This window comes from Actinophytocola sp. KF-1 (assembly GCF_054661535.1).
Genome location: NZ_BAAFVK010000012.1, coordinates 341,371 through 361,686, shown reverse-complemented (window position 1 = coordinate 361,686; position 20,316 = coordinate 341,371). Strand labels below are relative to the sequence as shown.

Sequence of the window (20,316 nt, the reverse complement as noted above, 5' to 3'; positions counted from 1 at the left end):
CGGACCACGGCCAAGGCCACCCCGGCGAAGACGACGGCCGCGAAGAAGACCACGGCCGCCAAGCGCACCAGCGCCGCGAAGAAGAAGTAACAACAGAACACCCACGCCGAAGGCCGCCACCCCTGACCGGGGTGGCGGCCTTCGGCATTCCCAGACCGGACATTGAGGACGGGGCCTGCCCCTTCGGGCGGGCCCTTCTCGCGGCTGTGATGACGAAGGGGTCCCGCACTGTCGGCGGGGTCTTTCCTGGGCTTGTCGGTTTGCCTTGTTGTGGGTTCTCCCTCCGGGGGCCTCGCCGGACGGGCTGGTCTCCGGGATGGCAGCGGGTCGGGCACGGGGCTGGTTTGGCAAAGGACTGCTGTTGAGTGGTCTGCCTGCCATCCCGTCGACCTCCCGGTGTGATCGGGCTTCGCCAGGTCGACGGGAGGGCAGGCACGCCTTCGTGGTGAGGGGGTTGCGCCCTGCTTCGGGCTCGCGGGAGGCTGGAATGTCACCGCACCATCGGGTGAATCGCATCGCCCGGGGCAGGTGGCCTCGGTGAGGGGCGTGTGCATTTTCGGGCCAGGCCGAGGGGCCGACAGCCCTTTCGAATAGAGCTGTGATGGTTCGGGGAAAGGGGTTTCGTAGTGGCTACATCGGACAGGTGTGCGAAAGCGTTGTGAATCACGGTACCCGGATGTAGTCCGCCGCCACGAGGTGGCTTTTCGCGAAGAACAGGGCCCACACGCTGCCCTTTTTGCTCTCCACCCGCTTGGGCAGCGTCGCCCCGGACTCCGCCGCGACGCGGGAAATGAGGTCCGGGATCACGCCGCCCTGGCTGCACACCACGGGAACGCCGCCCTCGCCTGCGATCTCCACCAGGCGGCGTTGCGCGGCCTCCGCCATGCCCTCGTACTTGCGCTCCGCCATCAGCTCCTCCTCCGCCACCGGCACGCCGAGGTCCGCCGCGATCGGGGCCACCGTGCGGACACAGCGGACCAGCGGGGCCGCGTACACACGTGTCGCGCCGTACACCGCCGCGAGGGTGCGCACGGGCGCCACCTGCTTCTCGCCGTTGTGGGACAGCGGCCGCAGCTCGTCGGCGTCGTCCCACTGGGCTCGGCTGCCCGCCTTCGCGTGGCGCACCAGCAGCAGGGTGGTCAGGTCGGCCGGGTGGGCGGCGAACTCCGCCAGCACCGGGTGGTCGCGGTCGTACGTGAGGCGAGCCATGGCATCGGGCACCGGCAGCCAGCGCAGGTCCGCCACCTCGTCCGACGGGGCGAACTCGCCGTCCAGGTACCGGGCGGCGAAGTAGTCGACGACCTTGCGGTCCGCGTCGACGTGATACCGGGTGCGGCCGAGGAACCGGCCCAGCGCGACGCGGGCGCCCGTCTCCTCCCGCACCTCCCGGTGCGCCGCGACCCGGGTGGTCTCGCCGCGGTCGAGCTTTCCCTTCGGCAGGGTCCAGTCGCCGTACCGCTCGCGGTGCACGAGCGCCACCTCGACGACGCCCTCACGCAGTCGCCACACCACGGCCCCCGCCGCGGCGATCTCGTGAGCCATCCCGTCAGCCGAGGGTCCGGTGCCCGGCGAGCATCTGCGCCTGGTGGTCCCGCACCGACGAACCCTCGGCGGGTGACGCGGTCCAGTCGCCGTTCTGCTCCAGCACCCAGCAGCGGGTCGCCGGGTCCAGCGCGGACTCGAACATGGCGTCCAGCTGCGCGGCCAGCTTCGGGTCGGTGATGCGCACCTGCACCTCGACGCGGCGGTCCAGGTTGCGGTGCATCATGTCGGCGCTGCCCAGCCAGCGCTCGTCCGACCCGACGAAGTGGAACACCCTGGAGTGCTCGAGGAACCGGCCGAGGATCGACCGCACCCGGATGTTCTCCGACAGCCCCTCGATGCCCGGCTTCAACGCGCAGATGCCGCGCACGACGATGTCCACCGGCACCCCCGACTGCGACGCCCGGTACAGCGCGTCGATCACCTGCTCGTCCACGAGGCTGTTGATTTTCATGCGGATCCCGGCCGGCCTGCCCGCCCGCAGGTGCTCGGTCTCCCGATCGATCAGCTCGACGATGCCGCGGCGGATCCCGTACGGCGCCACCATCAGCGACCGGTACTTGTCCTGCCGCGCGTACCCGGTCAGCACGTTGAACAGGTCCGTGAGGTCCGCGCCGATCGACGGTTCCGCCGTCAGCAGGCCGACGTCCTCGTACAGGCGCGCGGTCTTCGGGTTGTAGTTGCCGGTGCCGATGTGGCAGTAGCGCCGGATGACCGAACCCTCCTGCCGCACCACGAGCGCCGTCTTGCAGTGGGTCTTCAACCCCACCATGCCGTACACCACGTGCACGCCCGCCTTCTCCAGCGTCCGCGCCCACTTGATGTTCGCCTGCTCGTCGAACCGCGCCTTGATCTCCACCAGCGCCACGACCTGCTTGCCCGCCTCCGCCGCGTCGATCAGCGCGTCGACGATGGGGGAGTCGCCGGACGTGCGGTACAGCGTTTGCTTGATGGCAAGTACCTTCGGGTCCGCGGCGGCCTGCTCGATGAACCGCTGCACGCTCGTGGAGAACGAGTCGTACGGGTGGTGCACCAGCACGTCGCCCTCGCGCAGCGTCGCGAACACGCTCTTCGGCGTCTCCCGCTCACCGAACGCCGGGTGCGTCGCGGGCACGAACGGCGGGTCCTTCAGGTCCGTCCGGTCGACACCGTGGAGCTGCCAGAGGCACGACAGGTCGAGCAGTCCCGGCACGACCACCACGTCGTGCTGGTCCACCTCCAGCTCCCGCAGCAGCAGCTCCATCATGTGCTCGCTCATGTCGTCGGCGACCTCGAGCCGCACCGGCGGCCCGAACCGGCGCTGCGCCAGTTCCTTCTCGAGCGCCTTCAACAGGTCCTCGTCCTGGTCCTCCTCGACCTCGAGGTCGGCGTTGCGGGTGACCCGGAACGCGTGCACCTCGGTGACCTGCATGCCGGCGAACAGGTTGTCCAGGTGCGCCGCGATCAGCGCCTCCAGCGGCAGGAACAGCGCGCTGCGGTCCTCCCGCTTCTGGTCGATGGGCACCAGCCGGGACACGTTGTCCGGCACCTTGACGCGCGCGAACCGCTCACCGCCGCCGCTCGGGTCCCGCACGGTCACCGCGAGGTTCAGCGACAGCCCCGAGATGTAGGGGAACGGGTGCGCCGGGTCGACCGCGAGCGGTGTGAGCACGGGGAAGATCTGGTCGTTGAAGTACTTGGTGAGCCGCTCGCGCTGCTCGTCGGTCAGCTCGGCCCACCGGGCGATCCGGATGTTCTGCTCGGCGAGCGCGGGCCGCAGCCGCTTCTCCCACGCGGCCGCGTGCTGCTCGACGAGTTCCTGGTTGCGCTTGGAGATGTAGGCGAGCTGTTCCCTCGGGGTCAGGCCGTCGGCGCTGCGGACGGAGAGCCCGGTCTCGTCGCGGCGCTTGAGACCCGCGACGCGCACCATGTAGAACTCGTCGAGGTTCGAGGCGAAGATCGCGAGGAACTTCGCGCGCTCGAGCAGCGGCTGCGACGCGTCCTCGGCGAGCGCGAGCACCCGGGCGTTGAAGTCCAGCCACGACAGTTCCCGGTTGAGGTACCGGTCGTCGGGCAGGTCGGTGACCGTCTCCGACGGTGTCACGGCGGGCGGCGAGGACGGCAGGGGGCGCGGTTCCGGCACGGCTTCCGCGTGCTCGGCCTCGGTGGTCTGCTCAGGGCTCGTCTCGGTGCTCACAACCTCATTGTCCAGCATTTATGGCGTGGTGGTGCACCACTGGTCGAACGAGCGGGTGAACTTTCCCGTCGCCACACCGAGGCCCAGTCCGGCCGCGGCGCCGAGATCGTCCTCGGTGTCCACATCACAACGCAGCGACGGCAGGCCCGCACCGACGCGGACCGCGCCGGTCGCCGCGTGCGCGCCGGCGGAACCCGGGCCGAACCGCGGGTTCAGCGGCTCACCCGGGGCGGCGAGGAGCAGCGTCGTGCCGGTGGCGGGCCGGTCCGCGCAGTACGCCCGCCTGCCCGCCGCCTCCTCGATCGCGGCCGACAGGTCGGCGGGCCGCAGCGCGGGGAGGTCGGCCTGCAGGGCACCGACCGTGCTCGCGGGTGTGCGCAGCGCCTCGGCGCCGAACGTCAGCGCCGCGTTCAGACCGGGCAGGCCGCGCTGGTCGACGCACTCGACGCCGGTGCCGAGCAGCGCGGCCGGGACCCGTTCGTCCTCGCACACCACCAGCACCCGCCGCACGCCGTCGGCCGAGATCGCCGCCGTCACGGTGTCCACCAGCAGCGCCAGCACCAGCTCGGCGTGCTGGTCCGGGGGCACCGCGCCACGCAGCCGTGACTTCGCGCGGTCGAGCCGCTTGATCGGCACGACCAGGTCTGCTCCACGCTCCACGCACCCATCGTGCAGGACCCGGCGGCCACGCGCCGCCGCCGGGGCATACTCACTCATCGAAAACGCGGACTAGGAGGTCAGGTGCCGAGGCGACTGGAGAAGAGCGGTTTCTGGGTGTGGGTGACGGCGGTGGTCTTCTACCCGATCGCCTGGCTCGGCAGGACGAAGGCCACCGGCGCGGAGCACGTGCGGCGCACGGGCGGCGTGCTGCTGGTGATGAACCACATCTCCCACCTCGACCCGCCCGTCGACGCGGTGTTCGTGCACCGCAACGGCCGGGTGCCCAGGTTCCTCGCCAAGGACAGCCTGTTCCGGATGCCCGTCTTCAAGCACATGATCTCCGGCGCGGGCAGCATCCCCGTGTACCGGGACGGGGCGAACGCGGGCGACAGCCTCGTCGCGGCCAGGCAGGCCCTGCGGGACGGCAAGCTGGTCGTGATCTACCCGGAGGGGACGATCACCAAGGACCCCGACGGCTGGCCGATGCGGTCGCGCACCGGCGTCGCGCGGCTCGCGCTGGAGTGCCTCGAGCACGACATCCCGGTGCTCACCGCCGCCCGCTGGGGCACCAGGGACATCCTCAACGCGTACACGAGGAAGTTCCGCCCGTTCCCGCGCAAGAAGGTGACCTTCGACGTCTCCGCGCCGGTCGACCTGTCCGAGTTCAAGGGCCGCGAGATCGACAACCGCCTGCTGCGCGACGTGACGCTGTTCCTCATGACGCGGGTCCGGGACCAGCTCGCCGGCCTGCGCGGCGAGCAGGCGCCCACCGAGTTCTACAACCCGGCCAAGGCGAAGCGGAAGGCCGCGGGCGCCGATGGGTGACATGCGGGTCGCGGTGTTCGGGGCCGGTTCGTGGGGCACGACGTTCGCGAAGGTCCTCGCCGACGCCGGCACGAGCGTGGTCCTGTGGGCGCGGCGGCGCGAGGTGTCCGAGGCGGTCGCGGAGCGCCGCGAGAACCCCGACTACCTGCCGGGCGTCACGCTGCCCGCGAACCTCGAGTCCACATCGGATCCGTCGGTGGCGCTCGACGGCGCCACCGACGTGGTGCTGGCGGTGCCGAGCCAGAGCCTGCGGCACAACCTGACCGCGTGGCGCGCCCTGATCGACCCGTCCTCGACGCTGATCAGCCTCGCGAAGGGCGTGGAGCTGGGCACGCTCAAGCGGATGAGCGAGGTCATCACCGAGGTCATGGGGGTGCCCGAGGACCAGGTGGCGGTGGTGACCGGGCCGAACCTCGCGCGGGAGATCGCCGCCGAGCAGCCGACCGCCGCGGTGGTCGCGTGTACCGACCACGACCGGGCCGTCGCCGTGCAGCGGGCGTGCACGACGGGCTACTTCCGCCCGTACACCAACACGGACGTGGTCGGCTGCGAGCTGGCAGGCGCCTGCAAGAACGTGATCGCGCTGTCCTGTGGCATGGCGGGCGGGCTGGGGTTCGGCGACAACACGCTCGCCACCCTCATCACGCGCGGGCTCGCGGAGACCGCGCGGCTCGGTGAGGTGCTGGGCGCGGACCCGCTGACGTTCGCGGGCCTCGCCGGGCTCGGCGACCTGGTCGCGACGTGCTCGTCCCCGTTGTCGCGCAACCGGTCCTTCGGGGAGCGGCTCGGTCGCGGCGAGACCGTCGCGCAGGCGCAGGCCGCCGCGCACGGCCAGGTCGCGGAGGGCGTGAAGTCCTGCTCGTCGATCCGGGAGCTGGCGCTGCGCCACGGCGTCGAGATGCCGATCACCGAGGTGGTGCACCGGGTGTGCCACGACGGCTTCGACCCGCGCGAGATGGCGGGCGAGCTGATCGGCCGCAAGACCAAGCCGGAACGCTGACCTGTGCTCGAAGCCGCTTCCGGGACGCCCGACGTCCCGGAAGCGGCTGCGTGGCACCGGTGTCACGCGGGGAGCGCGACCTGCATGAGCGCGGGAAGGGTCGGGGTGTCCGAGCCGCCGTCCGGTTCCAGGGTCACGCCGATCGCGTCGGCGTCGCCGAACCCGGAGATCTCCAGCAGCGCCTCGCCGTTCTCGGGGTTCAGGAAACCGGCCGAGACCATCGTGCCGCCGTGCCCGGTCCACACCTGGAAGTCCTTGCCGTCCGGCGGGTTCGTCAAGCCCTCGGTCAGGACCAGCATCCGGTTCTCCGACCGGGACATGGCCACGGTCATCCTGCCCTTGCCGCCCTCGTCGAGGGTCACCACCTTGGCGTCGCCCGCACGCAGGATCTCCGACATCTCCGCCGCCTGCGCCCTGGTCTGTGCCAGCTGGTCGTTCTACCGCACCACGACCACGCCCAGCGCGACCGCAGCGACGAACAGCACGGCCGCCGCGACGCTCGTCAGCTTCAGCGCGAGCCCGGTGCCGCGCCTGCGCAGCGGGGTCACCGTGGTCCTCGGCGGTTCCTGGCGCGTGGTCCGGATCCGGTCGAGGACCCTGCCCTTCAGCTCGGGCGGCGGGTCCTCGGTCGCGGCGAGCGCCAGCCGGGTCGCGGTCTCCCGCAGCTCCCGCACCTCCTGCGTGCACGACTCGCACTCGGCGAGGTGCCGCTCGAACGCCTCGCGTTCCGCACCGGACACCGCGTCCAGCGCGTACGCACCGGTCAGCGCGTGGATGTCAGCCGTCGTCATCAGGCCACCCCCAGGCAGTCGCGCAGCCGGATGAGCCCGTCCCGCAGTCTCGTCTTGATCGTCCCCAGCGGCGTGTCGAGCAGCTCGCCGACCTCCCGGTAGGTGCGGCCGCCGTAGTAGGCGAGCAGCACCGACTCCCGCTGCAGGTCGGTGAGCGTGCGCAGGCAGCGGCGCACCTGTTCCTGTTCGAGCCGGGTCGTCACCTGTTCGGACACCTCGTCGAACGGCCGGTCCACGTCGCGCCTGCCGATGGTGGCGTCGCGGTCGGCGGCGGCCTGGGCGGACCGCACGCGGTCGACGGCACGCCGGTGCGCCAGCGTCATCGCCCACGTGGTGGCGCTGCCGCGTTCGGGCGAGTACCGGGCGGCGCTGCGCCACAGCTCGACCATGACCTCCTGCACGACCTCCTCCGACTGCGCCGGATCGCGGACGACCCGGCGCACGAGGCCGAACACCGGCCCGACCAACAGGTCGTACAACTCCTCGAAGGCCGCCTCGTCGCCCCGCGCGACGCGCAGCATCAGCTCGGCGCCGACGTCCTTCGCCGGTTCGGGGCGTGCCTCCCGCACCCTGCGCACCCGTTGTGCCCGTTCGCCCATGTCCACCCGCTCTCGTCTCACAAGAGCTTTCGGAGCCGGTGCGTGCCCGGATTGCCGTCCAGGATCCCACGTTCTGGACGCGGTTGCCGCACCCGCGCGGCGGGTGGTTTCCTGTTCGCGTGTTGACGAGTGTGCTGAACCGCAGGCGGGGCTACGTCGCGCTCCGCCGTGCCGCCAGCGCGCTGTGTCAGTCTCGGTGAGTTCCCGCGCCTTTACCGCACTCCCGAGAAAGTCATTCCCATGTTCGCCGTTCCGGCAGGCACCATCGCGTCCTCTTCCGTCGCCCCGACCGTCCACCCCGCGCTGATCGCCCGTGCGTACGCCGCCGACCGCGCGACGTGGGCCCACCTGCTCCGCTACGACCCGGACGAGCGGTTCGCCGTGCGCGTCGCGGCCACCGGCGAGCAGGAGATCTGGCTCATGAGCTGGCTGCCCGGCCAGGAGACCGACGACCACGACCACGGCGACGCCACCGGCGCGTTCACGATCCTCTCCGGCACGCTGACCGAACACGTGCTGCACCGCGGGGTCGCGCTGTCGTTGTCGGCGGGCCAGTCCCGGGTGTTCGGGCCGGGGTACGCACACCACGTGCGCAACGACGGCCCGGACCCCGCGGTGAGCCTGCACGTCTACCGGTCGGTCCGCACCATGCGCGCTGTGCCTACTGCGGCCCGTCCTGCCCGGCTCGCAGGCTGACGTAGTCCGGCACCTCGAAGCCTTCCGGCAGGTGCTCGCACGGTTGCGGCGTGCCCCAGGACCGCACCAGCGGCAGCACCCCGGCCCAGCTCGCGCCGACGCGCTCCGGCGTCAGGTCCTCCGGCTCCTCGCCGGGCCCGCCGGTGCGGATCTTCACCGCCGCCTCGTGCAGGTCCAGCGCCAGCACGGCGGTCTTCGCGAACTCCTGCTTGCTCGGCCCGCGCGCGTGGTCCCACGAGCCGGGCGCGATGTGCTCGGTGATCACGCGCAGCGCGTGCAGCTTCGCGTCGGGGTCGGTGACCTGCCGCGCGACGCCGTGGATGGTGGCGGAGCGGTAGTTGACGGAGTGGTGGAACACCGCGCGGCTGTAGATGATCCCGTCGAGCAGGGTCACGTTCACGCACACCTCGGCGTCCGTGCCGCCGCGCAGGCTCGCGGCGCCGGTCGACCCGTGCACGTAGAGGGTGCCGTCCTCGTGGCCGTAGCCGGTCGGCACGACCACCGGGTGGCCGTCGGGCGTGACGAACGCGAGGTGGCAGACGATCCCCGCGTCGAGCACCTGCTTCAAGGCGGCGCGGTCGGTCACGGCCCGGTTCTTGCCGCGGCGGATGGTGCTGCGTTCAGTGGGTGAGAGCGTCACGTCCCTTACTGTGACGAGTGGAGTGGCATCATTGAAGGGCCACGACCCCTCGATTCCGGGAGGCCACTTTCATGGCCGAGACACCCGTCCTGCCGGTGACGCTGGACCGGGAGTCGCCGACGCCGCTCGCCGTGCAGCTCGCGGAACAGCTCCGCGCGGCCGCGGGCGACGGCAGGCTGCGCAGCGGCGACCGGCTCCCGTCGACCCGCGCGCTCGCCGGTGAGCTGGGGGTCAGCAGGACGGTCACGGCCGCCGCGTACGAGCAGCTGCACGCCGAGGGCTGGATCGCGGGCAGGCACGGGTCGGGCACCTACGTCACCACGTCACCACCGGGCACGCTGCGCGCCGACCGCCGGCCCGCCCGCCGCGACACCGGGCGGGACGACGTCGTCGACCTGACCCCGGGTTCGCCGTGGGCGGAGGGCATCGAGCAGGCGGCGTGGCGGCGGGCGTGGCGCGCAGCCTCGCACGTGACGCCGATGGTGCGGCCGCAGCGGGCCGGGCTGCCGGAGTACCGGGCGGCCGTCGCGGAACACCTGCTGCGCCACCGCGGTCTGCGCGTCGGTGACAGCGAGGTGCTGCTGGCGACGTCGGGCACCAGCTCGGCGGTCGCGGAGCTGGGGCGTGCGGTGCTGCGGCCCGGCGACATGGTGGCGGTGGAGGAACCCGGCTACCAGCGCGCGGTCGGGGCGCTGCGTGCCGCGGGCCTGCGGGTCGTGCCCGCGACCGTCGACGCCGACGGGCTGCTCGTCGACGCGATCCCCGCGAACGTGCGGGCCGTGTACTGCTCGCCCGCGCACCAGTACCCGCTCGGCGGCCGCATGTCCGCGGCCCGGCGGGTCGCGCTCGTGGAACGGGCCCGCGACCAGGGCTGGCTCGTGGTGGAGGACGACTACGACGGCGAGCTGCGCTACGACGTCGCGCCGCTGCCGCTGCTGGCCGCGCTCGCGCCCGACGTGGTCGTGCACCTCGGCACCACCAGCAAGATCCTCACCCCGACGCTCGGCATCGGCTGGATGGTGGCGCCACCGCCGGTGGTGACGGCCGTGCTCGCGCACCGCGACGCGACCGGCATCGGCCCGGCGCCCGCCGGTCAGCTCGTGGTGGTGGAGCTGGCCCGCGGCGGTGACCTCGGCAGGCACCTGCGCAGGCTGCGGCGCGAGCTGTCGGAACGGCGGTCGCTGGTCGTCGAGGCGCTCGTGGCGGGCGGGGTCCGGGTGCTCGGCGACGACGCGGGCGCACACGTCGTGGTCCCGGTGCCGACCGCCGACGACGAACGCGCGCTCGTCCGCGCCGCGCTGGAGCGGGGGCTGCTGCTCGACGGGCTCGCCCGCCACCACGTGGGCAGGGCGCGGTGGTTCGGCGTCGCGCTCGGTTATGCCGCCTGTTCCCGTGACCAGCTCAAACGCGCGCTGCCGGTGCTCGTCGAGCTGGCCGGACCGGGCGCCGGGTAGGGTCGCGAGCCATGGCCAGCCAAGAGCGCATCCGCGTCGCAGTGGTGTTCGGTGGGCAGAGCACGGAACACACGGTGTCCTGTGTGTCCGCGGCGAGCGTGCTCGGGAACCTCGACCCGGAGCGGTTCGAGGTCCTGCCGGTCGGCATCACGCCGGAGGGCTCGTGGGTGCTCGGCCCGGCCGACCCCGCGACCCTCGCGATCGACGGCCGCACGCTGCCGAGGATCACGTCCGGCACCGCGCTGACCCTGCCCGCGGACCCGTCGTCGGCGAGCCTCGTGGTGCTCGAACGCGGGCGGGAGGGCGAGGTCCTGTCCGCTGTGGACGTGGTGTTCCCGGTGCTGCACGGCGCCTACGGCGAGGACGGCACCATCCAGGGGCTGCTGGAGATGGTCGGCCTGCCGTACGCGGGCGCCGGGGTGCTGGCGAGTGCCGTGGCCATGGACAAGGAGTTCACGAAGAAGCTCCTCAAGGCCGAGGGCCTGCCGGTCGGGCCGTACGAGGTGCTGCACCGCGGGGACGTGACGCTGACCGACGAACAGAAGGACCGCCTCGGGCTGCCGGTGTTCGTGAAGCCCGCCCGCGCGGGTTCGTCGACGGGCATCACGAAGGTCTCGGACTGGGCGTCGCTGGACGCCGCCATCGCGAAGGCCCGCGAGATCGACCCGAAGGTGCTCGTGGAGTCGATGATCGTCGGCCGCGAGGTCGAGTGCGGCGTGCTGGAGTTCCCCGACGGCCACGTCGAGGCGTCCCTGCCCGCGGAGATCCGCATCCTCGACGACTCGCTCGAGTTTTACGACTTCGAGACCAAGTACCTCGACGACACGGCCGAACTGGACATCCCGGCCAAACTCGACGACGCGATCACCGAGCGGCTGCGCGCCATGGCGGTCAAGGCGTTCCACGCGCTCGACGGCCAGGGCCTGGCCCGCGTCGACTTCTTCGTCGGCGCCGACGGCACCCTGATCATCAACGAGCTGAACACGATGCCGGGCTTCACCCCGACGTCCGCCTACCCGAAGATGTGGGCCGTCACCGGCGTCGACTACCGGACCCTGCTGTCGACCCTGATCGACACGGCCATCGCCCGCGGCACCGGCCTCAGGTAGCGGGCAGGACCTTCGCGATCGTCGCCGACATCTCCTGCACCACACCCGTGCCCGCGTCGTCGGGGATCGTCAGTGCCACGTACACCGTGCGGTCGACCGTGTACCAGGTGCTCGCGCCCTCGCCCTCGACCGGCAGCCAGTTCACCTTCGAGATGGTGCGCAGCTGCGCGGTCGGGGCGTACTCGGCCGGCTTGGGCAGCCCGCACCGCAGCACGACCGGCTCGCCGCGGTCGCCGGCCCACGCGGCCGCGGCCGGGGGAGCGGGATCGGCGAGCGGGAGGCGTGCCAGCTCCGCGCCCTTGCTCGGCAGCGTCGCGGGCAGCGCCTCGGCGAGCTTGGCGCACTCCGGTCCGTCCGCGTCCGGTGCGTCCACCCCGGCCAGCGCGAGCGGGCCGGAGCGGGCCGACGGCGTGGTCGCCGGCGTGGCCGTGCCGCCGCCGTCGGCACCGCCGAGGACCTTGCTCGCGACGATGACGCCCACCACGAGGACCGCGGCGATGCCCGCCGCGACGAACAGGGTCACCCGGGACAGGGGTTGCTCGGACACGCCCCAACTACAGCACGGGTCAGAGGTGGACGACCGGGCAGGTGAGGGTTCGGGTGATCCCGTCCACGTTCTGGATGCGCGCCACGACCAGCTGGCCGAGCAGGTCGACGTTGTCGGCCTCGGCCCGGACGATCACGTCATAGGGCCCGGTGACATCCTCCGCGGTCGTCACACCCTGGATCTGTGCGATCTTCGCGGCGACCGCGGCGGCTTGGCCGACCTCGGTCTGGATGAGGATGTATGCGTGGACCACGGCGCGCCCCTTCGTGTCTAGCTGGACTCAAGAGGTAGGAACGTGAGCAGCAAAAGGTACCGCAGTTCTGGATCGTTTGGGGATCCGACTATCGGAGGTGTCGTGGCCGACAATAGAGGAGGCCCAGCTCATGATCCACCCGAGACCGTCGCGGACGTGGGTGAGTTCGGGCTGATCGGGCGGGTGACGGCGGGGCGCAGGCAGCCGCCGACGACCCTGATCGGACCCGGCGACGACGCCGCGCTCGTCGCCGCGGCCGACGGGCGGGTGGTCGCCAGCACCGACGTGCTGGTCGAGGGCGTCCACTTCAGACTCGACTGGTCGACGCCGGAACACGTTGGGCGCAAAGCGATCGCGGTCAACATGGCCGACATCGCCGCCATGGGTGCGGTGCCCACCGCGCTGCTCGTCGGCCTCGCCTGCCCGAAGACCACGAAGGCCGAGGTGGCTGAGGCGCTCGCGGCGGGCATGTGGCAGGAGGCGGGCCGCGCGGGCGCGGGTCTCGTGGGTGGCGACGTGGTCACCGCGAGCGAGATCGTGATCTCTGTCACCGCACTGGGTGATCTACAGGGACGCGAGCCGGTCACCAGGGGTGGTGCCATGCCGGGCGACGTGGTCGCGGTGGCGGGCCGCCTCGGCTGGTCGGCCGCCGGGCTCGCCGTGCTCGGCCGCGGGTTCCGGTCGCCGGTGCAGGTCGTCGGCGCCTACCGGGTGCCGGAACCGCCGTACGAGGCCGGTCCGCAGGCCGCGCTCGCCGGGGCGACCGCCATGATCGACGTCTCCGACGGGCTGCTCGCCGACCTCGGCCACCTCTGCGAGGAGTCCAATGTGGCCATCGACGTGCGCACCGACCTGCTGGAGGTGCCGCAGCGGCTCGTGGACGTGGCGACCGCCCTCGGCGCCGACCCCGTGCACTGGGTGCTGACCGGTGGCGAGGATCACGCACTGGCCGCGACGTTCCCCGAACCGGCCGCCGTGCCGGACGGCTGGCGCACGATCGGCACCGTGACCAGGGGAAGTGCGGTCACCGTCGACGGCGGGACGTATGCGGGCGGCACCGGCTGGCAGCATTTCCGGTGACCGCGTCGTTTGTCAGAATCGCCTGCGTGCGGATCGAAGTGCGGACCTACGACCACCCGGACGCGGTGGCGCTGATCGCGGACGTGCAGCAGGAGTACGTGGTGCGCTACGGCGAGGTGGACCTGACGCCGGTCGACCCGGCCGAGTTCGCCCCGCCGCGGGGCCTGTTCCTCGTGGCGTACGCGGACGACGAGCCGGCCGCGTGCGGCGGCTGGCGGGCGCACGGCGACGACGTCGAGCTGAAGCGGATGTACGTGCGGCCGTCGTTCCGTGGCCGCGGCCTGGCGCGGGCGGTGCTCGCGGAGCTGGAGCGGACGGCCGGCGCGGCCGGGTACACCAGGCTGATCCTGGAGACCGGCAGCAGGCAGCCGGAGGCGATCGCGCTGTACCGGTCCGCCGGGTACACGCCGGTACCGGCGTTCGGGTACTACGCCGAGGCGCCGGAAGCGGTGCACCTCGGGAAGTCGTTGGAGGTCGCGTGCCCGTCTACGCCCTAGGGGACAAGGAACCGGACATCCACCCGGACGCCTACGTGCACCCCGACGCGACGGTGATCGGTGACGTCACGATCGGCGCGTTCGCGTCGGTGTGGCCTCAGGCGGTGCTGCGCGGCGACGCGGGGTCGATCACCGTCGGCGCGCGGACGTCGGTGCAGGACGGCACGGTCGTGCACTGCACCGCGTGGCACCCGGCGGTCATCGGCGCGGACTCGGTCGTCGGCCACAACGCGCACATCGAGGGCGCGACCGTGGGCGAGCGGTGCATGATCGCGTCGGGTTCGGTGCTGCTCAACGGATCCGTGGTCGAGGACGGCGCGGTGCTCGGCGCGGGCGCGGTGATGTCGTTCAACGGTCACCTGCCCGCCCGCCGCATGGCACTGGGCGTCCCGGCGAAGGTCCGCGAGGGCTACGAGGTGCCCGCGGACATGGTGTCGGGCATCGTGGAGAACTACGTGCAGCGGGTTTCCCTGTACAAGGCAGGGCTGCGCAGGCTCTCCTGACGGTGGCGATAAAGTCGCCCGGGTGACCGCACGACCGCTGCACGAGATCGTCGAGGCCGGGTGGGCGGAAGCGCTCGCGCCCGCCGCCGACCGCATCGCTGCCATGGGGGAGTTCCTGCGCGCGGAGATCGCCGCGGGCCGCGAGTACCTGCCGTCCGGGGAGAACGTGCTGCGTGCCTTCAAGCAGCCGTTCCACGAGGTGCGGGTGCTGATCGTCGGCCAGGACCCGTACCCGACGCCCGGCCACCCGATCGGCCTGTGCTTCTCCGTGGCGCCCGACGTCCGCCCGCTCCCGAAGAGCCTGGTGAACATCTACAAGGAGTACTGCGAGGACCTGGGCCACCCCATGCCGTCCAACGGCGACCTCGGCCCGTGGACCGAACGCGGTGTGCTGCTGCTCAACAGGGCGCTCACCGTCCAGCCCGGCCGCCCGAACTCCCACCAGGGCAAGGGCTGGGAGGAGGTCACCGAGCAGGCGATCCGTGCGCTCGCCGCGCGCGGTGGCCCGCTGGTGGCGATCCTGTGGGGCCGCAACGCCCGCAACCTCAAGCCGTTGCTGGACCCGGTGCCGTGCATCGAGTCCGCGCACCCCAGCCCGCTGTCCGCGCACAACGGCTTCTTCGGCTCCCGCCCGTTCAGCCGGGCGAACGAGCTGCTGGAGAAGCAGGGCGCGTCGCCCATCGACTGGAAGCTCCCGTAACGGCGTGGCCCCGCCCCGCTGCCGGGGCGGGCTTGCCGGTGTCCTGGACGCGCCGTTCAGGCGGCCCGGTCAGAAGGCCGGGTCGTCGATGACCCAGCGCCAGGTGCCGTCCGGTTGCCGCCGCACCACCTCGGCGGTCGTGCCGCCCGCCGCCTCGCCGGTGCTCAGCCGGGCGTGCCACGTGACGGACGTCAGCGCGATGTCGCCGGCGACGATCACCTTGCGGGTCGTGCCGTCGATGTGCTCGATCGTCGACAGCAGCTCCTCGACCATCGCGCGCAGCGCCGGCTCGCCGGTGCGGGCCGAGCCGTCCAGGTGCACCGCGGTGCCCGTCGGTTCGTACAGCGCGACCAGCGCGTCGGCGTCCTTGGCGTTCACGGCCGCGCTGAACATGTCGTGCATCCGGGCCGGGTCGGTGGCGGGCATGGGGGACCTCCTCTGCTCGTTCTGCGCCGATCCTGAGCGGCGGCGGGCAGGCGGTGCCATCCCGTGTTCGCGGGGGTTCTCCCGTGGTGGGCGGTTCGGCGATACTGGCGTTCGATGAGCGCGCGTGACACGGCCAGGGCGGCGATCGAGCACGCCTGTGCCACGGCCCGGTCCCTGCCGGACATGTTCGCCGAGGTCGCGGACGGTCTCGCGCGGGCGGTGCCGATCGACGCGCACTGCCTCAACGGCCTGGACCCCGTCACGCTGCAGGAGACCTTCGCCCACCACGACCTCCGGCCCGCGCCCGAGGTCATCGCCCGGTTCTTCGAGATCGAGGCAGGCGGGCAGGACGTCAACGCGGTGCCCGTGCTCGCCCGCGACCCGGTCGGCGCCGCGACCCTGGACCAGGCCACCGGCGGCGACCCGGCGCGCAGCGCCCGCTACCGGGACGTGCTGCGCCCCCTCGGGCTCGCCCGCGAGCTGCGGGTCGTCGTCCGGGACCGGCGGGTGCCGTGGGGCATGCTGAACCTCTTCCGCGGTGGCGACGCACCCGACTTCTCCGCGGGCGAGCTGCGGTTCGTCGCCTCCCTGGGACGCACGATCGCCGACGGCATCCGCCGCACCCTCGTGCTCGGCGCCGTCGACGCCCGGCACGACGACCTCGGCCCCGGCGTCCTGATCGTCGACCCGGAACGCCCCGAGCGCGTGCACCACCGCTCCGCGACCGCCGAACGCAGGCTGAGCGGCCTCGGCGACGCCGACTGGCACGTCGCGAGGGTCGCGCGGCAGGCACACACGACGGGGGCGGCCGCACGGGCCCAGGTGTGCGCACGCGGCGGCGGCTGGCTGACCCTGCACGCGGAGCGGTGCGCCGACGGCCCGCTCGTCTCGGTCGTCGTCGAGCCGACCCGGCCCGCGGACATCGCGCGCCTGGTCGTCGAGGCCTACGGCCTGTCCACGCGGGAGCGGGAGATCGTCCGCCTGCTCGCCGACGGCCACACCAACGCCGAGATCTCCCGGGCGCTGAACCTGTCCCGGCACACCGTCGGCGACCACGTGAAGAGCGTGTTCGGCAAGCTCGCCGTGCGCAGCAGGACCGAGCTGGTCGCACGGCTGTTCATGGACCCGGGCCTGGTCCGGGCACAGCAAACCGGGCCGCTGGCGGTGCCAGGGCCCGGCTCGATGTACTAGTGGCGCTCGGTTCTACCCGCGGGTGACCTTGCCTGCCTTCAGGCAGGAGGTGCACACGTTCAGACGCTTGCGCTGCGAGACGCCGACCTTGGCGTGCACGGTCTGAATGTTCGGGTTCCACCGGCGGCTCGTACGCCGGTGCGAGTGCGAGACCGACTTGCCGAAGCCTGGCCCCTTGCCACAGACGTCGCAGACGGCAGCCACGTCAGGCACTCCTTTCAACAGTGGAAACTGGCCGACCGGCCAGCAAGCTCGCGCGGCCCGGCTCACGCCAGGCTGGCAAACACAGGGTAACGGCTCGCGATCCGGGCCGCCAAACCACCCCACTAGTCTCTACCGGTGACCGGCCAGACCCACCGTCGGGAGGCGTGATGCTGCAGGCGCTCGACGCCGCCCAGGTCCGGCGCTGGGCCGTGGCCTGCGTGCAGTCACTCGACGCGCATCGCGAGGTCATCGACAGCATCAACGTCTTCCCGGTGGCCGACAGCGACACCGGGTCCAACCTGCTGCACACCATGCGCGCGGCGCTCGACGCGCTCCTGCGGGCGCCCGCGAAGGCACGCGCCGACGCCGGGGCCGCCGTGGCCGTGCTCGCCCGCGGTGCGCTGACCGGGGCGCGCGGCAACTCCGGGGTGATCGTCTCCCAGTTCCTGCGGGGTGCCGCCGACGCGCTCGCCGGCACCGACGCCGTCCTCGGCCCCGGCCTGCGGGCCGCGCTGGCCGCGGGTGCGGACCGGGCGGTGGCCGCCATGGCCGAGCCCGTCCCGGGCACGATGATCACCGTCTTCCGCGCGGCCGCCGACGCCGCGGCCGCCGAGCCGTCCGACGCGCTGCAGGACGTGGCGCAGGCGGCCGCCACCGCCGCGGCGGCCGCGCTCGACGAGACGCCCCGCCAGCTGGCCGTCCTCGCCGACGCCGGGGTCGTCGACGCGGGGGGCCGCGGGGTCGTCGTGCTGTTCGACGCGCTGCTCGCGGTGCTCACCGGGCAGCCCGCCGCGCTCGCCGCCGCGCAGCGCGCGAACGCCGAGCGGGTGGCCCGCCCGCAGGAGAGCTCGCTGTACACCTCCCGTGAGTCCGGCTCGGACGCGTTCGCGTACGAGGTCATGTACCTGCTCGAACAGGTCCCCGACGACCGTGCCGCCGACGGGCTGCGGGACGCGCTCGTCGGCCTCGGCGACTCCGTCTCCGTCGTCGGGGACGGCGCCGGGCTGTGGACCGTGCACGTCCACTGCAACGACATCGGCGCCGCCATCGAGGCGGGTGTCGACGTCGGCAGGCCGAGGCAGATCCGGGTCGCCCGGTTCGCCGACGCGCCGTCGCCGGAGGCGAGCCGGTTCACCAAGGACCGGGCCGTGGTCGTGCCGTCGCGCAGCACCGAGTTCGCCGACCTGCTGATCCGCGAGGGCGTCACGGTCAGCCGGGTCGACGACACCGACGGCGAGGACACCGCCCACCGCCTGCTGGAGACCATCACCGGCACGGCGGCCGCGCACGTGACCGTGCTGCCCGCCGACCCGGGGCTCGTCGAGGCCGCGGACGAGGCCTCGATCCGCGCGGTCGCCGCCGGCCAGGACGTTGTCGTCGTGCCGTGCGCGTCCCCGGTGCAGGTGCTGTCGGCCGTCGCCGTGCACGACCCGCGCCGCCGCGCGAGCGACGACGTCGTGGCCATGGCCGAGGCGGCGGCGGCCACCAGGCGCGGCGAGGTCGTGGTGGCGACCGAGGCCGCGATCACGTGGATCGGCGCGTGCGAGGCCGGTGACGTGCTCGGCTTCGCCGACGGCGAGGTGATGCTGATCGAGCCGGGCCCGCCCGGCGTCGACGCGCTCGACCGCGCGGCGTGCGGTGTGGTGTCGCGCATGCTGACCGTCGGCGGTGAGCTGGTCACCGCCCTGCTCGGTGCGGACGCGCCCGACGAGCTGGCTACGGAGCTCGAGGACTACCTCCGGCGCGTCCACCCGGAGACCGAACTGGTGGTCTACCAGGGCGGACAACGCAACGCGGTGCTGGTGCTCGGCGTGGAGTGACGGTCATGCCACGGAGCGTGCCACCGACCACCGACAATGTCGCGCGCGAGGGACGGGCGTTCGCCGCGGGTGAATGGCAGTTCCTGGACTGGTCTCGGTCAGTGCCGGTCGCGGAGTGCAGCGTGACGAGGCCCGTTGCGCTGGGCGGGCGCGTAGTGCCCGCGTGGGGAGTTTGGCGCTGGTGGAGTCACTCGATTGTGAGTGACGCGCGTCGGGCCAGGCAGTTCCCCGGGACAGCAGGTAGGCAATCGTGTGGCGGGTTTGCGTCCCGCTTCGCGGGGCGGGCGCGTAGTACCCGTGTGTGCAGTGGCACCGCGTTCCGGGTTGATGCCCGCTGCGCGGGGCGGGCGCGCAGCGCCCGCGTGGGGAGTTTGGCGCTGGTGGAGCCACTCGATTGTGAGCGACGCGCGTCGGGCCAGGCAGTTCTCCGGGACAGCAGGCAGGCAACCGTGTGGTGGGTTTGCGTCCCGCTTGGCGGGGCGGGCGCGCAGCGCCCGCGTGTGCAGTGGCACCGTGTTCCGGGTTGATGCCCGTTGCGCGGGCCGGGCGCGCAGCGCCCGCGTGGGAGCGTGCCGCTGGTGGAGCCACTCGATTGTGAGCGACGCGCGTCGGGCCAGGCAGTTCCCCGGGACAGCAGGTAGGCAATCGTGTGGTGGGTTTGCGCCGAGCTTCGCGGGGCGGGCGCGTAGTACCCGCGTGTGCAGTGGCACCGCGTTCCGGGCTGATGCCCGCTGCGCGAGCGGGCGCAGCGCTGCGCCACGCGCGGCGCGCGGAGTGACGCCGACTGACCCAGCGCGAACGGACCGCCGCGAACCCGGTCGAGGCTCCCTCCCATCTCGCGCTGGCCTTCCCGTCGGGGGGAATGTTTAGAGTCGGTCGTATGCGGATCGGCGAGCTCGCGAGCAGTGCGGGCACCACCACGAAGGCGCTGCGCTACTACGAGGAGCGCGGCCTGCTCGACGCACCGCGCCGCACCAACGGCTACCGGGACTACGACGAGTCGCACCTGCGGGTCGTCCGGGAGATCCAGACGTTGCGCGAGATCGGCTTCGCGCTGGAGGACACCCGGCCGTTCGTCGAGTGCCTGCGCGCGGGCAACGAGGAGGGCGACTCGTGCCCGGACGCGATCGCCGTGTACCGCCGCAAGATCGCCGAGGTCGAGGCGTACCTCGCGCAGCTGAACGTGGTGCGGGACGAGCTGCGGGCCAAGCTCGCGGCCGCGCACCTCCGCAGGGAAGAGGGGAACTGACGTGGAATCGGTCACGGAGGAGACGTTCGACGCGCGGGTGCTCGGGCACGACAAGCCGGTGCTCGTGGAGTTCTGGGCGACGTGGTGCGGACCGTGTCGCATGGTCGCGCCGGTGCTCGAGCAGATCGCGGCCGAGCGGGACGACCTGGACGTCGTGAAGGTGAACTACGACGAGAACCCGGCCATCGGGCAGCGGTACCACGTGATGGGCCTGCCCACGATGCTGCTGTTCGCGGGCGGGGCGCCGGTGCACACGATCGTCGGCGCGAAGCCGAAGGCGCGGCTGCTGACCGAGCTGGACGGGGCCTTGTCCGGCCGCTGACGGCCCGGGCGTCCCACGATTGTCGGTGCGGC

The 20,316-nt window shown here is 72.5% G+C and carries 24 protein-coding genes; 13 read left to right on the top strand and 11 right to left on the bottom strand.

Annotated features, from left to right (window positions below; translation table 11 throughout):
• Positions 1–663: 663 nt before the first annotated feature.
• The 3 genes from ACYQ77_RS33525 to cofC are packed head-to-tail and all read right to left on the bottom strand — an operon-like array spanning position 664 to position 4,378.
• Positions 664–1,542: an NUDIX hydrolase gene (locus ACYQ77_RS33525; RefSeq protein ID WP_459718523.1), complete on the bottom strand. Its 879-nt coding sequence runs from the start codon at positions 1,540–1,542 to the stop codon at positions 664–666.
• Positions 1,543–1,546: 4 nt separating this feature from the next.
• On the bottom strand, positions 1,547–3,736 hold the full coding sequence (locus tag ACYQ77_RS33520) for an RNA degradosome polyphosphate kinase (protein ID WP_459718522.1): 2,190 nt from the start codon (positions 3,734–3,736) through the stop codon (positions 1,547–1,549).
• Positions 3,737–4,378 (bottom strand): 2-phospho-L-lactate guanylyltransferase, encoded by a 642-nt coding sequence (gene cofC, locus ACYQ77_RS33515; RefSeq protein ID WP_459718519.1) that lies wholly within the window; start codon positions 4,376–4,378, stop codon positions 3,737–3,739.
• Positions 4,379–4,459: 81 nt separating this feature from the next.
• On the opposite strand from cofC, the gene ACYQ77_RS33510 reads away from it, so the two are divergent.
• Positions 4,460–5,203 (top strand): lysophospholipid acyltransferase family protein, encoded by a 744-nt coding sequence (locus ACYQ77_RS33510; RefSeq protein ID WP_459718516.1) that lies wholly within the window; start codon positions 4,460–4,462, stop codon positions 5,201–5,203.
• Positions 5,196–6,203 (top strand): NAD(P)H-dependent glycerol-3-phosphate dehydrogenase, encoded by a 1,008-nt coding sequence (locus ACYQ77_RS33505; RefSeq protein ID WP_459718514.1) that lies wholly within the window; start codon positions 5,196–5,198, stop codon positions 6,201–6,203. Before ACYQ77_RS33510 ends, ACYQ77_RS33505 begins: the two co-directional genes overlap by 8 nt.
• A gap of 62 nt (positions 6,204–6,265) precedes the next feature.
• Here the strand turns inward: ACYQ77_RS33505 and ACYQ77_RS33500 are convergent, their stop codons facing one another.
• Genes ACYQ77_RS33500 through sigK form a run of 3 tightly spaced genes read right to left on the bottom strand, consistent with a single transcriptional unit; the run spans position 6,266 to position 7,593 of the window.
• A complete protein-coding gene (locus ACYQ77_RS33500; protein WP_459718571.1) occupies positions 6,266–6,631 on the bottom strand; it encodes an anti-sigma factor in 366 nt (121 codons plus the stop codon).
• A gap of 9 nt (positions 6,632–6,640) precedes the next feature.
• A complete protein-coding gene (locus tag ACYQ77_RS33495) occupies positions 6,641–6,994 on the bottom strand; it encodes an anti-sigma factor (protein ID WP_459718512.1) in 354 nt (117 codons plus the stop codon).
• A complete protein-coding gene (gene sigK / locus ACYQ77_RS33490; protein WP_459718568.1) occupies positions 6,994–7,593 on the bottom strand; it encodes an ECF RNA polymerase sigma factor SigK in 600 nt (199 codons plus the stop codon). The genes ACYQ77_RS33495 and sigK overlap by 1 nt, the downstream gene beginning before the upstream one ends.
• 240 nt (positions 7,594–7,833) lie before the next feature.
• Between sigK and ACYQ77_RS33485 the strand changes: the two genes are divergently transcribed.
• Positions 7,834–8,289, top strand: a complete 456-nt coding sequence (locus ACYQ77_RS33485; RefSeq protein ID WP_459718510.1) for a cysteine dioxygenase — start codon at positions 7,834–7,836, stop codon at positions 8,287–8,289.
• Here the strand turns inward: ACYQ77_RS33485 and ACYQ77_RS33480 are convergent.
• Entirely contained in the window at positions 8,255–8,929 is a 675-nt protein-coding gene (locus ACYQ77_RS33480) for a pyridoxamine 5'-phosphate oxidase family protein (RefSeq protein ID WP_459718507.1), read from the bottom strand. The genes ACYQ77_RS33485 and ACYQ77_RS33480 overlap by 35 nt on opposite strands.
• Positions 8,930–9,000: 71 nt before the next feature.
• Between ACYQ77_RS33480 and pdxR the strand changes: the two genes are divergently transcribed.
• Complete coding sequence (pdxR, locus tag ACYQ77_RS33475; RefSeq protein WP_459718505.1) at positions 9,001–10,383, top strand: MocR-like pyridoxine biosynthesis transcription factor PdxR; 1,383 nt, start codon at positions 9,001–9,003, stop codon at positions 10,381–10,383.
• Positions 10,384–10,394: 11 nt separating this feature from the next.
• Complete coding sequence (locus ACYQ77_RS33470; protein WP_459718503.1) at positions 10,395–11,492, top strand: D-alanine--D-alanine ligase family protein; 1,098 nt, start codon at positions 10,395–10,397, stop codon at positions 11,490–11,492.
• On the opposite strand, the gene ACYQ77_RS33465 is transcribed toward ACYQ77_RS33470, so the two are convergent.
• Both ACYQ77_RS33465 and ACYQ77_RS33460 read right to left on the bottom strand, forming a co-directional pair.
• Positions 11,485–12,039, bottom strand: a complete 555-nt coding sequence (locus ACYQ77_RS33465; protein WP_459718501.1) for a DUF3515 domain-containing protein — start codon at positions 12,037–12,039, stop codon at positions 11,485–11,487. The genes ACYQ77_RS33470 and ACYQ77_RS33465 overlap by 8 nt on opposite strands.
• 19 nt (positions 12,040–12,058) lie before the next feature.
• Positions 12,059–12,292 (bottom strand): Lrp/AsnC ligand binding domain-containing protein, encoded by a 234-nt coding sequence (locus ACYQ77_RS33460; RefSeq protein WP_184812379.1) that lies wholly within the window; start codon positions 12,290–12,292, stop codon positions 12,059–12,061.
• 102 nt (positions 12,293–12,394) lie between these two features.
• On the opposite strand from ACYQ77_RS33460, the gene ACYQ77_RS33455 reads away from it, so the two are divergent.
• Genes ACYQ77_RS33455 through ACYQ77_RS33440 form a run of 4 tightly spaced genes read left to right on the top strand, consistent with a single transcriptional unit; the run spans position 12,395 to position 15,072 of the window.
• Positions 12,395–13,372, top strand: a complete 978-nt coding sequence (locus ACYQ77_RS33455; RefSeq protein WP_459718497.1) for a thiamine-phosphate kinase — start codon at positions 12,395–12,397, stop codon at positions 13,370–13,372.
• 32 nt (positions 13,373–13,404) lie between these two features.
• Positions 13,405–13,869, top strand: coding sequence for a GNAT family N-acetyltransferase (locus tag ACYQ77_RS33450; RefSeq protein ID WP_459718565.1), 465 nt, complete (start codon positions 13,405–13,407; stop codon positions 13,867–13,869).
• Positions 13,851–14,372: a gamma carbonic anhydrase family protein gene (locus ACYQ77_RS33445; RefSeq protein ID WP_459718495.1), complete on the top strand. Its 522-nt coding sequence runs from the start codon at positions 13,851–13,853 to the stop codon at positions 14,370–14,372. The genes ACYQ77_RS33450 and ACYQ77_RS33445 overlap by 19 nt, the downstream gene beginning before the upstream one ends.
• A gap of 22 nt (positions 14,373–14,394) precedes the next feature.
• Positions 14,395–15,072 carry a uracil-DNA glycosylase gene (locus ACYQ77_RS33440; protein WP_459718492.1) on the top strand — a complete coding sequence of 226 codons (678 nt, stop codon included), beginning with the start codon at positions 14,395–14,397 and terminating at the stop codon, positions 15,070–15,072.
• A gap of 69 nt (positions 15,073–15,141) precedes the next feature.
• Here the strand turns inward: ACYQ77_RS33440 and ACYQ77_RS33435 are convergent, their stop codons facing one another.
• Entirely contained in the window at positions 15,142–15,498 is a 357-nt protein-coding gene (locus tag ACYQ77_RS33435; RefSeq protein ID WP_459718489.1) for a YybH family protein, read from the bottom strand.
• A gap of 114 nt (positions 15,499–15,612) precedes the next feature.
• On the opposite strand from ACYQ77_RS33435, the gene ACYQ77_RS33430 reads away from it, so the two are divergent.
• Complete coding sequence (locus tag ACYQ77_RS33430) at positions 15,613–16,689, top strand: helix-turn-helix transcriptional regulator (RefSeq protein ID WP_459718486.1); 1,077 nt, start codon at positions 15,613–15,615, stop codon at positions 16,687–16,689.
• Positions 16,690–16,701: 12 nt separating this feature from the next.
• Here ACYQ77_RS33430 and rpmB read toward each other — a convergent pair whose 3' ends face one another.
• Positions 16,702–16,893, bottom strand: coding sequence for a 50S ribosomal protein L28 (gene rpmB, locus ACYQ77_RS33425; RefSeq protein ID WP_459718484.1), 192 nt, complete (start codon positions 16,891–16,893; stop codon positions 16,702–16,704).
• 167 nt (positions 16,894–17,060) lie between these two features.
• On the opposite strand from rpmB, the gene ACYQ77_RS33420 reads away from it, so the two are divergent.
• The 3 genes from ACYQ77_RS33420 to trxA all read left to right on the top strand — a co-directional run bounded on the left by ACYQ77_RS33420 (position 17,061) and on the right by trxA (position 20,284).
• Positions 17,061–18,713, top strand: a complete 1,653-nt coding sequence (locus tag ACYQ77_RS33420; RefSeq protein ID WP_459718481.1) for a DAK2 domain-containing protein — start codon at positions 17,061–17,063, stop codon at positions 18,711–18,713.
• 880 nt (positions 18,714–19,593) lie between these two features.
• Positions 19,594–19,962, top strand: coding sequence for a MerR family transcriptional regulator (locus ACYQ77_RS33415; protein WP_459718478.1), 369 nt, complete (start codon positions 19,594–19,596; stop codon positions 19,960–19,962).
• A gap of 1 nt (position 19,963) precedes the next feature.
• A complete protein-coding gene (gene trxA / locus ACYQ77_RS33410) occupies positions 19,964–20,284 on the top strand; it encodes a thioredoxin (RefSeq protein ID WP_459718476.1) in 321 nt (106 codons plus the stop codon).
• The last annotated feature ends 32 nt before the right edge of the window (positions 20,285–20,316 follow it).